This is a genomic window from Campylobacter sp. CNRCH_2014_2452, from assembly GCF_025772865.1.
Taxonomy (GTDB): Bacteria; Campylobacterota; Campylobacteria; order Campylobacterales; family Campylobacteraceae; genus Campylobacter_D; species Campylobacter_D lari_D.
Genome location: NZ_JAKMSX010000006.1, coordinates 124,465 through 138,216, shown reverse-complemented (window position 1 = coordinate 138,216; position 13,752 = coordinate 124,465). Strand labels below are relative to the sequence as shown.

Here is a 13,752-nt window from a genome sequence, read left to right as displayed (position 1 = left end):
TCTTAGAAGAAATTATCTTCTAAGAAAGAGAATGTTTATACAGCGCCTTTTGGAGCTGTAAATGCTGTTATTTTAGGCGGTAATCCCTTATATTTTTCTATATTTACTAAGCCTGTATGAGAAATGTTTCCGTTTGCTAATTCAGAAGTTGGCATATCAATAGTTAAGACATTTACATTTCCGTATTTGCACATTCCTTCATCATTTGGATCATACCAGCCACCTTCGCATAATCTTACAACATTTGGCATAATATCTTTAGTTACCACAGCACCTGCGAGAACTTGACCTCTTTTATTGAAAACTCTTACAATATCACCATCTTTGATTCCAAGTTTTTTAGCATCAATAGGATTGATTAAGATAGGTTCTCTATCATTTACTGCATATTTTTCACGCAATAAGGTATGGCACATTTGAGAGTGAAGCCTATCTGTTGGATGATTAGTTAGTAGATGAAAAGGTGTTTCCTTGGTAGCATTTCCTAACCATTCTATCGGCTCCATCCACATTGGATGTGCTTTGCAGTCTTTATAGTTATACTTTTCGATAGTTTTTGAGTAAATTTCTATCAAGCCTGATTCGGTGCCTAGAGCATTTAAGATAGGATCTTCAATAAATTCAGAAAATCTCACCCATTCCATACTTTCTATAGTTGGAGAAAAAGTTATAGGCTCATTTTTAGCCCAAAATTCTTCAAAACTTGGCATTTTTGGTTCAAATACATCCCCATAAGCTTGAGTTTGTTTTAAAGCGCTATTGTAGTATTCTTTAATAAAATCTTTTGCTTTTTTACCATTTTCGGTATAAGCATTAAATACATCATCTCCATACACTTTACAAATATCAGCAAAAATTTCATAGTCATCTTTGCTCTCGCCTATTGGTAATACTGCTTGCTTCATTGGAGCTATATTCATATTAGAATAATCTCCACTCATGGTAATATCATCTCGTTCATAAGAACTTGTGGTAGGCATTACAATATCTGCCATTTTCGCAGTTGGAGTCCAATAAATTTCATTTACAACTATAGTTCTTGGTTTTTGCCATGCTTTGATGTTAGTGTTTGTATTTTGATGATGAACTAATGGATTTCCACCTGCCCAATAAATAAAGTCAATATCAGGATAGGTTATTTTAGAACCATTATTGTCTATAACTTTCCCAGGATTTAATAAAGCATCAGCTATTCTAGCTACAGGAAAAGAATAACTAGCAGTATTTTGTAGCCATTCAGCACCACCTTGAGATTCTCCATTTTTTGGCATACCTTTAAATTTACCATTTTCCCAAATTCCCACAGCTCCTGCTGTAATACCTCCTATAACACCACCTTTGCATGATGGAACACCGCCATTACTATAGTGATAACTTAAGCCAAATCCACCACCTTTAGTGCCAATTTGACCAAGCATTGAAGCTAGGGTTATTAACATCCAATGAGGTTGCTCGCCATGATGAGCTCTTTGCATGCCCCAACCACTCATGATCATAGTAGGGTTATCATAAAAACTTTCAGCTAGTGTTTTGATGATTTTTTCATCAATTCCACAAATTTTACTTGCCCATTTTGTATCTTTTTTAATGCCATCATTCTTGCCATCTAAATAAGCTTTGAACTTATCAAATCCACTTGTATAATTTTCTAAAAATTCATAATTGACTTTATTTTTTTCGATCAAATGACTAGCCATGCCTATCATCATAGCAACATCTGTATTTGGTTTTGGAGAGATCCATTGTGCATTTAAAAATTTAGCAGTTTCGGTTTTTATAGGATCTATACAAATAACCTTGATTTTACTATTTTTTAATTTTTCAAAGTAAGCAAGACCTCTTTGATCGTTTGAAGTCCAAGCTATTCTTAAAGTAGCGATAGGATTAGCACCCCAAATAACTACTATTTTAGAATGTTCTAAAATGTTTTCCCATGAAGTTTGCTGTTCATATACTTCAATAGAGCCTACAACATAAGGCATTATTATTTGAGAAGCTCCGGTTGAGTAATCTCCGGTAGTCCCTACAAAACCACCTGTGACATTTAAAAATCTATGGAGCAATATTCTACAATTTTGCATATTTCCACTAGATTTCCATCCGTAGCTTCCACCAAATATAGCTTGAGTTCCTTTTTGCTCTCTTGTTTTTTTAAGTTCTTTTGCTATAAGTTTTATAGCCTCATCATAACTTACACGCACAAATTCATCTTTTCCTCTAAGTTCAGGTTTTGGACTGTCGGGATTTTCAAGATAGCTTTTTCTAACATAAGGATATTTCACGCGTGATTTGTAGATCATATCTGCTGTATAGTGTTGTAAAGGATTGTCAATTTGTGTTACTTTTTCCCATGGCTCACTTTTAATTACCACACCATCTTTAATGGTAAGTTTTAAAATTCCCCAATGTGCTGCTGTTATCACACTTCCATTTTTTACTAAACCAGAATTTATTTGAGAAACTTCTATATTTTTACTTATGGCTAAACTAGGAGCTAAAGGCAACACGCTTAACCCTGCTCCGATTTTTAAAAATTTTCTTCTATCAAGTCCCATTTTATTTTACCTCCTTAAAATCTTTTGCATTTTTTTGCAAATACTGTATTACTAGCCAATGATCTTTCTTATCAATTCCTGTTCTATTTACCATTGATCTAAAAGTAGCAGGCCAGCCATTAGCACTAAATTCACTTTCTTTATGAACGCTATGACAAATTCCGCAATTATTCATATAAAGCTCTTTAGCTTTTATAAACATTTCTTTGTTGCTTTTTGCAAAATCTTTCTTGTCAGTCCAAACTTCTATGGTGGCTTTATCCCATTTTCCATTTTTGCTTTTAGTATAAGTTTTAAAATCAAGTTTTGTATTTTTAGAAAATGCAGCAACTATGATTCTTTGACTATCGTTGTAATAAAGCACAGAAGGCGAAGCAGGATTAACATAGCCTGTGATCTTGACCAAAACTTTATTTCCATCAGTTTTTAATACTTCAAAAGGATTTGTGGGTAGCAATCTACCAACAGCTTTTGTGTCATTTTTGCTTAAATAAAGTGAGCTTACTTCACTTGTAAAAAATTCATTTTTAGCGCAAACAAAAGAAACAAGCGCTAAACAGAAAACTAAAATTTTTCCCATTTTGCCTCCTTGATATTTTTAATATAAACTTATTGTATAACTTTAGTATTAAAATTTTCTTAGTATAAAAATATAAAAAATGCAATAATAAATATTATCTAATAATTTTTTATTAATTTTTAATTTATTTGTTTTTATATTTTCATAAAGTCTTTTCAATCCTTTAAAGTAAATTTTAGTAAAATATAAAATATTCTTTATAAAGGTTAAAAATGCACTTTACTTTGCTAAATGAAAAAGATTTTTTCAACCCCTACTACCGCAAAAAGCAAATTACACAAAATGAATTTGACACTTTTAGCAAGGCTTTAATGCAGTATTTAGAAAGGCTTGAAAGCTCACAAAGTGAAAATGAAGATTATCTTGTAGCTAACACACTTAGTCCATTTTTAACCACTCTAAATTTCAAAACCCACATCAAAACCAAGCAAAAAGGCAAAAGCGAGATTGATTTAGCCATTACTAAAGATGAGCTTAGCAAAGACTTAGAAGTTCTCATCGAAGCTAAAAAGCCCAACTCAAAAGAATTCATCATCCACGCAAAGCCAAATTCCAAAGCCTTGCATGAAGCCATTTTGTATTATTTTAGAAATAGAGAGCATAGCTTTAGTTTGAAATTTATCATCATCACAGACTTTTATAAATTCTACATTTTCAAAGCTAGTGAATTTGAAGAGCTTTTTTATAAAAACACAAGCTTTAAAAAGCTTTTTGAAGAATTTCAAAGCCCAAATTCACTTTTTAAAGGCAACACTGATGAATTTTACAAAGAAGCAAGCAAACTCATAGAAAATTCCAAAGAAAGCTTAAAAGGCTTTTTTATCGATTTAGCCTTTTTAAAAGACAAGCAAAAGTCAAATTTCAAAAACCTAGCAAGCATTTTTAAAACCTTTCATAGAGACTTTTTGCTAAATGAATTTAGCCCAAATGACGCAAACTCACTAAACAACGCATTCTATAAAGAGCTTTTGTACATCCTAGGTTTAAGCGAGAGCAAACAGCTTTCTAAATTCATCATCACACAAAGTGAGCAAAGCAAACAAGCCCAAGGCACGCTTTATCATCTCATAGCGAGCAAACTTCCAAAGCATGACTTTGAAGAGGTGTTAAAATTCATCATACTTTGGCTAAACCGCATTTTATTTTTAAAGCTTATTGAGTCTAATTTAGTTAGATTTAATGATGATAAAACCCTTAAATTTCTAAACTATGAAAAAATTCCAAATTTTACTACCCTTTCACACCTTTTCTTTGATATCTTAGCTAAAGAAAAACACACAAGGACGCAGAGTAAATTTAGCTATTTGCCTTATTTAAATTCATCACTTTTTGAAAAACAAGCCATCGAAAAAACTACACTAGAAATCGCTACTTTGGAAAACGATGCTTTGCTAGAGTATCACCCACACACGCAGTTAAAAGATGACAAAGGCAAAAGCAAAAAAGGTAAAGTAGGTTTGCTTGAGTATTTGTTTGAGTTTTTAGACAGCTTTGATTTTGGAGCAGATGAGCAAAGCGAAGAACTCATCAAACAAAAAGAACTCATCAACTCAAGCGTTTTGGGAAATGTCTTTGAAAAACTAAATGGCTACAAAGAAGGTAGTTTTTATACCCCAAGCTTTATCACTTCATATATGTGTAAAGCAAGCATAGAAAAAGTCGTGCTTGATAAGTTTAACCATACTTTTAAGCTAAATGCCACCAAGCTAAGCGAGCTAAGAACCCAGCTACGCCAAGAAAAAATTTCTCAAGAGCAAAAACTAGCTTTGCTAAATTCCATACGCATTTGCGATCCTGCAGTGGGAAGTGGGCATTTTTTAGTTTCAGCTTTAAATGCCATGCTTATGGTGCATTATGAGCTTGGTTTGTTTGAAGAGGACTTTTACCTAAGCGTGCAAAATGATGAAATTTTAGTGCAAAATCACAAAGGTCAATTTTTAGAGTATAAACGCCCTGATTTTGACAAAGACAAAACCCACCTTTGCCAAAAAGAACTTTTCGAGCGTAAAAAAGACATCATAGAAAACAACCTTTTTGGAGTAGATATCAACCCAAATTCATGTGAGATCACTAAACTAAGACTTTGGATAGAGCTTTTAAAACACAGCTTTTATGAAAGCTTTGATGATACAAACTATCATGATCTTAAAACCCTGCCAAACATTGATATCAACATAAAATGCGGGAATTCGCTTATAAGTTATTTTGAAATTCACAAAAGCCTTTCTCACTACCCAAACATCAAAGAACGCATGGATAAATACAAACGCATAGTCAAAGACTACAAAGAAGGCTTTTACACCGATAAAACTCTCATCGCAAAAGAGATCAAAAACCTCAAAGAGTCTTTTAAAAATTTCTGCTTAAAAGACAAATTTGCCAAAGAAATCAAGCAACTTACCAACGGCGCTAATGAATACTCTAAAAAATACGGCGATTTTTTAGCACAAGATGAAAAAGATGAGAACTTTAGAGTATTTTTCTCTAAAAATATGTTTGAATTTGATTTTGATGAAAGTGCTGCTAAGAAAGAATTTAAAAAGCTTAAAAAGCTTTATGAGAGTATATTTGACTTAGAAAGTGCAAATCCTTTTGAATGGCGTTTTGAATTTAGCGAAGTGCTTGATGAGGGCGGGAATTTTCAAGGGTTTGATCTCATCATCGGTAACCCACCTTACATCAGACAAGAAGACATCAAAGAGCTAAAGCCAAATTTAGCTAAAAACTATAAAGTATATAAAGGCACAAGCGACATTTATACTTACTTTTATGAGCTTGGGTTTAATGTGCTAAAGCAAAATGGTGTTTTGTCATTCATCACTTCAAACAAATACACAAGAGCAGGTTATGGAGAGCCTTTGCGTGAATTTTTGCTTAAAAATACCACACTTTTAGAATACATCGATCTAAATGGCATAAAAGTCTTTGAAAGTGCTACGGTAGATACTTCTATACTAAGCTTTGAAAAAGCAAAAACTAAAGATAATAGCTTCAAATACCTAGCCCCAAACACCGAGCTTTTAAAAGAAAATGACTTTAGCATAGAAAGCATTTTAAATTTTAACAAAATCGCACAAAATTCTTTAAGTAAAGAAAGCTTTACTTTTAACGATGAAAGCACAAATACACTAAAAGCAAAGATAGAAAAGCACGGCACTCCGCTTAAAGACTGGCATGGGCTTAATATAAACTATGGCATAAAAACGGGCTATAATGAAGCCTTTATCATCACTACTGAAAAAATAGATGAAATTCTAGCTAAATGCAAAGATGAAGCCGAAAGAGAACGCACCGCCAAACTCATACGCAAAATGCTACGCGGTAGAGATATAAAAAGATATAGCTATGAATGGGCAGGGCTTTGGGTGATCAACACTCACAATGGCTATAAAAGCAAAAGTGGAGAAAAGATAGAAGCGATAAACATAGATGAGTACCCTAGTTTAAAACAGCATTTAAAGCCGTATTATAAAACTTTAGAAAAAAGAACTGACAAAGGAAAAACACCTTATAACCTTAGAAATTGTGCTTATTTGGAGGAATTTGAAAAAGAAAAGATAGTGTATAGTGAAATAGTAAGAAAACCACAATTTTATTTAGATACAAAGTCAAATTTTTACGCAGAAGCAACAAGTTTTATTTTAACAGGGGAAGATCTAAAATATCTCATTGCTTTTTTAAACAATGATTTTGTGGCTTTTATATTTAAAACATTTTATGCCGGTGGAAACTTAGGTGAAAATGGGCTTAGATATAAAAAGGCATTTTTAGAAAGACTTCCTATACCAAAAATAAATTCTAAAAATGAAAAACTAGCAAACGAGCTTATAAGCTTAGTTGATGAGATTTTAAATTTAAAAGAACAAGACAAAAAAGCAAATACCAAAACCCAAGAAGATAAAATAAACTCTATCGTTTATAAACTTTACAACCTAAACGAAGAAGAAATAAAAATAATCGAAGGCAAGTGATGGGAGAAATATTAGAAGTAAAAGTAGGTAAATTGATTTCTATTCAAGAAGAAATAGGACTAGAAAGAGTTGCATTAAAAATTATATGTAATTATAAAAATAAATCATGTAAAAAATATTTATATGCAGATAAATATAATCATTTTTCAACACATTTTATATATGAAACAATAAAAAATCATGAATATTTAAAAGAAATAATATGTAAGCACATAATTAATAATATTATATTTTATAAAGTTTTAGTTCCTATAAAAATCTTAGGAAGTAATGAATATTTAACTCCTGATGATTTTAATGAATTTGAAAAACAATACAATACTAAAATAAATGATTTAAACAAAATTATGACAAATAAAAAATTTGTAGGTGTTGAGAAAAAATTCTACACACATGGCACTGCAGATAATAATTTAAAGTTTAAAACTATTTTTATGAACAATTTTTCAATTTTTGGATTTTTTGATGGTGAAATTGATATTAGTGAAAGTGTTTTTTGTAAATCATGTTCTTATGATGGATTTTTAGAAAGTAATAGTAGTTTTATTGCTGAAAATTGTACTTTTATAGATAATGCAGATTTTAGAATTTTATTAAAAAACAAGCATTTAAATAATGTTTCATTTAAAAATTCTATTTTTACAAAGAAATTATTTTTTTCAAAAATAAAATTTTTAGAAAATACAAATTTTTCTAATTGTCATTTTAAAGATTATGCCGATTTTCATGAGTGCGAATTTGAAAAGACAGCTAGTTTTTATGGAGCTACATTTGATAAAGCTCCGAATTTTTCTCAAGCGATTTTTAAAGGAAGTTTAAATGCTGTCAATACAAATTTAAATTTTACTTTTGATAATTTGCAAGAAAAAATCAAACAAGAATATGAGGATTTTAATAAAAATGAGAGAGATAAAAAACCTTTAGATAAATTTGCAAATGATTTTAGAGATTCTTTTAGGGTTTTTAAAAATGCATTGATAAAAGATAATAATCTTTTAGACGCTTCAAATTTTCATAAATACGAGCTTTATTGTAAAGAGTTAGAACTAAAAAATAAAAAAGATAAAACCTTTAAAGATGTGGTGGATAAATATCAGCTTTTCTTTTATCGCAAACTTTGTGATCATCATACAGACTTGCTAAAGGTGTTTCATAATCTACTTATAATCATCATGCTTTTTAGCGTTTTTTCTTTTGCACTTGATAAATTTAAACAACCTAGCATAGAAAATAATGCAAAATATCATATCGTTCAAGTAGATACTAACGAAAGTTATATCTTTAAAGAATACAATAAAACGACTTATAATATCTTTGGTTTAAATATAAACAAAGAAAGTGGCAAGCTAGATGAATTTATAAAAAGCAATTTTGCTTATATATTGATTTTGTTATTTATAGTTTTACCGATACTTTCTTTCAATATTTTTACTAATTTATATATTTTTGTTAGCTTTTTTTATGTGATTTTTAATTTTTTAGATTTTGTAGCTTTGTATACACATATTGCTATTATAAGTCTTTTTGTATTTTTTGTATTGAAATTTATTTTACTTGATGATAAGCAAGAAATTATAAGAAAAATCATCATTGGTGTTTCTTATATAGTTTGTATTTTTGCACTACTTGCAAAACCTAGTTTAATGCTTCCTGTGTTTGGAAGCTTTTTGGAAAAAGGCACCAACGCCACTTATCCTTTACTGCTTAGTTTATCAGTGGTATATTTTATACTTGTAGCTTTAGTGATATTCTCGCTCCAAAAAACAGCACGCAAAAACTCCATAGTGCCAAGCTGAAAGCAAAATCATGCTTTTAGCTTTAAAGTATGATGAAAAATTTGATTTAAAAATACTTTTGATATAAATATTTTTATTATATTTATATTTTGTTTCAAATATAAACAATACTTTATATTTCATTTGTAAAGTGTAAATTTTTGTTTTTATTAAAAGAGAATTTTTATACTAAATGTTACTCTTATACCCATATAGTTAATTTTTTCTAACAAAAATACACAAAAATAAAAATATTTGTTAAGCTAGATATTGGAAATTTTTATCAAAAGGAAAAATATGTGGCAACAAATATATAATCCATTTGACAACATACTTTTAAGTGCTTTGGTGGCTTTTTTGCCTATTTTGTGCTTTTTGCTTTCTCTTGTAGTTTTCAAACTCAAAGGCTATCAAGCAGGCTTTTTAACTCTTATTTTATCAAGTGTTGTGGCATTGTTTGCTTATGATATGCCGTTTTCTTTATTAGGTGCTAGCTTTATACAAGGTTTTGCAAATGGTATTTGGCCTATAGCTTGGATCATCATCGCGGCCATATTTTTATATAAACTTTCTATCAAATCAGGCTCGTTTGAAGTGATAAAACAAAGTGTTATGAGTATCACTCCAGATCATAGAATTCAAGTGATTTTGATTGGATTTTGTTTTGGTTCTTTTTTAGAAGGTGCTATAGGTTTTGGAGGGCCAGTGGCTATTACCGCTGCATTACTTGTAGGACTTGGGCTTAGGCCATTATACGCTGCAGGACTTTGTCTCATAGCCAATACCGCTCCGGTAGCTTTTGGAGCAGTTGGAATTCCTATTATAGCGATGAGTAATCTAGCAGGTATAGAACAGCACGGTGTTTCAGCTATGGTGGGTAGAATGCTTGTGCCTCTTAGCTTGACTATACCATTTTTTATAGTATTTTTAATGGATGGTTTAAAAGGGGTTAAAGAAACCTTTCCTGCTATTTTTGTCGCAGCCGTTTCTTTTACTGCTACACAATTTTGGAGTTCAAATCATTTAGGTGCAGAGCTTCCAGATATTATTTCAGCGGTTGTTTCTTTGTCTATTACTACGATATTTTTAAAATTTTGGAAGCCAAAAAATATTTTTAGATTAGATGATGTAAAAGACTTTGAAAACTCACAAAAGCTAGAATTTAAAAAAGTATTTTTAGCTTGGATTCCTTTTATACTTTTGATTATTTGTATTATTATATGGACGCAACCTTGGTTTAAGGCTTTATTTGCTAAAGATGGAATATTAAATTTTATGCAATTTACTTTGAAATTTAATGAAGCCTTAGGAGCTATCATAAGTCCTGATATAGTTAATCCACAAATCACAAAAACAATGATTCCATCACATACTATAGATTTAGTAGCACAAGCAGGAACTGCTATTTTAGTGGCTGCTTTAATGAGCATTGTTGTGTTGAAAATAAAAATCAACGAAGCTACCGAGTGTTTTTGGGAAACTTTAAAAGAAATGGCCACTCCATGCTTAACTATAGGCTTAGTAGTTGCTTTTGCCTTTATAGCTAAAAATAGCGGTATGAGCACTACTTTAGGACTTGCTTTTTCAAATACAGGCGATGCTTATGCATTTTTTTCTCCTATCATAGGATGGATAGGTGTGTTTTTAACAGGTTCTGATACTAGTTCAAATTTGCTTTTTGGGACATTACAGCAAGTTAGTGCTCAAAAATTAGGAATTTCAGAAACTTTATTTTTAGCAGCAAATTCTGTTGGTGGAGTTGTGGGTAAAATGATATCTCCTCAAAGTATAGCGGTAGCTTGCGCAGCAGTTGGACTTGTAGGAAAAGAATCTGAATTGTTTAGATTTACTTTAAAATACTCAATAGGTTTTATAATTCTAATAGGAATTTGGACTTTTGTTATAGCATTTTTCTTTCACGGGATCATCCCTGAAGCAGTGCTTTTAAAATAAGGATTGATGATGAAAAAAGTGTATTTATTTGCTACTTGTTTGGGTAGTGCGATAATGCAAGAAAGTGTTTTAAACGCGGTTAGACTTTTAAGAAGAGAGGGGGTTGAGGTTATATTTAAAAAGCAGCAAACTTGCTGCTCTCAACCCTCATTTAATTCAGGGTATTTTAAAGAAAGTAAAAATATAGCTTTGCATAATATAAAACTTTTTACTCAAGATTATCCTATAGTAGTGCCAAGCGGTTCTTGTGCGGGGATGATGAGTCATGATTATTTAGAGCTTTTCAAAGATGATGAGTATTTTAACTTGGTAAAGGAATTTAGCTCTAGAGTGATTGATCTTAGTCAGTATTTAGATGAGGTTTTAAAGGTTGATTATGAAGACAAAGGCGAACCTATAAAAGTGACTTGGCACTCTAACTGCCATGCATTAAGAATTCAAAAAAGCATACAAGCGAGCAAAAATTTGCTAAAAAAACTCAAAAATGTGGAATTAATTCCTCTAGAATTTGAAGAAGAATGCTGTGGTTTTGGAGGAACTTTTTCTGTGAAAGAGCCTCAAATTTCAAACTCTATGGCACAAGAAAAAATCAAAGATATCCAAAATACAGGCGTAAAATATGTATTAAGTTCTGATGGTGGGTGTTTGATGAATATTGCAGGCACGATGAGTAAAATGGGGCTTGATATAAAAGGAATTCATTTGTATGATTTTTTAAACAAGCGTCTTGAAGGAGTTGCGATATGAAAATGACACATGAACAAATTGTGGATGTGAAAATTCATGATAAGCAAATGCGAGAGAATTTAAGATCTGCCATGCATACTTTGCAAAAAAATCGTTTAAAAGTTATAGATGAGAAATTTAATGATTGGCAAGGACTAAGATCTAAAGCTAAGCAAGCTAAAAACAATGCTTTATCAACTTTACACGATAGGCTTTTAGAATTTGAACAAAATGCCACTAAAAATGGCATAAATGTCCATTGGGCGAGTTCTGATGAGGATGCCTGTGAGATTATATATGAATTAATGGTAGAAAAAAACATCGGTAAAATTCTAAAAGGTAAATCTATGGCTAGTGAGGAAATAGGTTTAAACCACTACCTAGAATCCAAAGGCTTAAAAGCCATAGAAACAGATTTAGGCGAACTTATATTGCAGTTAAATGATGAAACTCCCGTGCATATTGTAGTTCCAGCGGTGCATAAGAACCGCTATGAAATCGGTAAAATTTTTCAAGAAAAATTAGGCTCTAATTTAGAAAGTGAGCCAGAAAAGCTAAATTCTATTGCAAGAAAGCATTTAAGAGATGAATTTGAAGGACTTAAAATGGGGCTTAGCGGAGTAAATTTTGCTATGTCTAAAGAAGGCGCTTTTTGGCTTATAGAAAATGAGGGAAATGGTAGGATGTGCACCACAGCAAGTGATATACATGTAGCACTTTGTGGTATAGAAAAAGTTATGGAAAGCTTTGAAGATGCTGCCACTATGGTGTCTTTACTTACTCCATCAGCTACGGGTCAATTTATACCAACTTATAACAATATCATTACAGGACCTAGAAAAAATGGAGATTTAGATGGCCCAAAAGAAGTGCATATTATTCTTTTTGATCATAATAGAAGCAAAATGCTAAATGATGAAGATTATTATGAAGCTTTGCGTTGTATAAGATGTGGGGCTTGTATGAATTTTTGTCCTGTGTATGATAAAATAGGCGGCCATACTTATCAAAGTGTATATCCAGGGCCGATTGGAGAAGTTATAAGTCCTAATCTTTTTGGTATGCAAGAAAATGGTGATATTCTTACTTTTTGCTCGCTTTGTGGAAGATGTTCTGAAGTTTGTCCGGTAAGAATTCCTCTTGCGGATTTAATACGCAAATTAAGAGCAGCAAAAGTAGGTCAAGGAAGTTTTGATAATATCACTCCAAATACTGCTGAAGCTATGGCATTTAAGATTTTTGAAAAAGTAGCTACAACTCCTATTATTTGGAAAAATACTTTAGCAAATTTACATAATTTTAATTGGCTTTTGCAAAAAGGAAAAAATTCTTTACCAGTAGTTAAAAAATGGAGTGCTTATAAGGAATTTCCACAAATAAAACTTGATCTTTATAAAGAACTTGAAAATATGCAAGGAGTAAAGTGTGAGTAGAATAAATGAAATTTCTTCACAAAGCAAAAAAGCTATTTTGGATAAGATTAAAAATACACATTTATCTTTTGAAAAAATTCCGACTATGGATCCTATAGAGCATATCAAAACAAGTGATGATATGTATAGTGAGTTAAAAGAAAAAATGAGTGCAAATAAATACATAGTAGAAGAAAGCTCGTTAGAAAAATTAGAAGAAAAAGTCAATCAAATTGTTAAAAGTTATGGCTATAAAAGTCTTATTTATCCTGATAATTTAAATTTAGATATAAATAAAATTGAAGCCGAAAAAAAGACTTGTTTTAATCAAGAGATTGAAAAAATACGAAAAGAAGTTTTTCATAGTGATTTTTCTATCATCCAAGCAAGAGTTGGAGTAAGCTCACATGGCGTTGCTTTAGTTTTGTCTGATAAAACTCAACCAAGAATGCTTTCTTTGGCTCCTATGCTTTGTATTGTTTTATTAAAAAAAGAAAATATTGTAAAAAGCATTAGCCAAGCATTGAATTTAGTAAAAGAAGAAAATGAAATTTTACCTAGCAATATTTTGTTTATAGCAGGGCCATCAAGAACTGCAGATATTGAACTTATCACTGTTTTTGGAGTTCATGGATCTCAAAAGGTTCATATTATACTTTATTGATTTATTTAGAATTTGCACTTAGTGTAAATTCTAAAATCACCTTCAAATCAAAAATTAACTTCTTGGTTTTTAAAACATTAATTAAATTATATTTTTATCAACCTTTGCTATTTTAT

Annotated in this window: 8 protein-coding genes; 6 read left to right on the top strand and 2 right to left on the bottom strand. The window is 31.0% G+C overall.

Annotation, left to right across the window (positions count from 1 at the left end; translation table 11 throughout):
- Positions 1-35: 35 nt before the first annotated feature.
- The gene (locus tag L8X38_RS05740) at positions 36-2,555 is read right to left on the bottom strand and encodes a molybdopterin guanine dinucleotide-containing S/N-oxide reductase (RefSeq protein ID WP_263661526.1); all 2,520 of its coding nucleotides are present in this window, start codon (positions 2,553-2,555) and stop codon (positions 36-38) included.
- A 1-nt stretch (position 2,556) separates the two neighbouring features.
- On the bottom strand, positions 2,557-3,135 hold the full coding sequence (locus L8X38_RS05735) for a cytochrome c3 family protein (RefSeq protein WP_133319461.1): 579 nt from the start codon (positions 3,133-3,135) through the stop codon (positions 2,557-2,559).
- Positions 3,136-3,347: 212 nt separating this feature from the next.
- On the opposite strand from L8X38_RS05735, the gene L8X38_RS05730 reads away from it, so the two are divergent.
- The 6 genes from L8X38_RS05730 (at position 3,348) to L8X38_RS05705 (ending at position 13,636) form a co-directional block, all read left to right on the top strand.
- Positions 3,348-7,106 carry an Eco57I restriction-modification methylase domain-containing protein gene (locus L8X38_RS05730; RefSeq protein WP_263661525.1) on the top strand — a complete coding sequence of 1,253 codons (3,759 nt, stop codon included), beginning with the start codon at positions 3,348-3,350 and terminating at the stop codon, positions 7,104-7,106.
- Positions 7,106-8,902, top strand: a complete 1,797-nt coding sequence (locus L8X38_RS05725) for a pentapeptide repeat-containing protein (protein WP_263661524.1) — start codon at positions 7,106-7,108, stop codon at positions 8,900-8,902. Before L8X38_RS05730 ends, L8X38_RS05725 begins: the two co-directional genes overlap by 1 nt.
- A gap of 276 nt (positions 8,903-9,178) precedes the next feature.
- Positions 9,179-10,834 carry an L-lactate permease gene (locus L8X38_RS05720; protein WP_259429215.1) on the top strand — a complete coding sequence of 552 codons (1,656 nt, stop codon included), beginning with the start codon at positions 9,179-9,181 and terminating at the stop codon, positions 10,832-10,834.
- A 6-nt stretch (positions 10,835-10,840) separates the two neighbouring features.
- Positions 10,841-11,581 (top strand): (Fe-S)-binding protein, encoded by a 741-nt coding sequence (locus L8X38_RS05715; protein WP_263661523.1) that lies wholly within the window; start codon positions 10,841-10,843, stop codon positions 11,579-11,581.
- Positions 11,578-12,993: a LutB/LldF family L-lactate oxidation iron-sulfur protein gene (locus tag L8X38_RS05710; protein WP_012662151.1), complete on the top strand. Its 1,416-nt coding sequence runs from the start codon at positions 11,578-11,580 to the stop codon at positions 12,991-12,993. Before L8X38_RS05715 ends, L8X38_RS05710 begins: the two co-directional genes overlap by 4 nt.
- A complete protein-coding gene (locus tag L8X38_RS05705) occupies positions 12,986-13,636 on the top strand; it encodes a LutC/YkgG family protein (RefSeq protein WP_263661522.1) in 651 nt (216 codons plus the stop codon). Before L8X38_RS05710 ends, L8X38_RS05705 begins: the two co-directional genes overlap by 8 nt.
- The last annotated feature ends 116 nt before the right edge of the window (positions 13,637-13,752 follow it).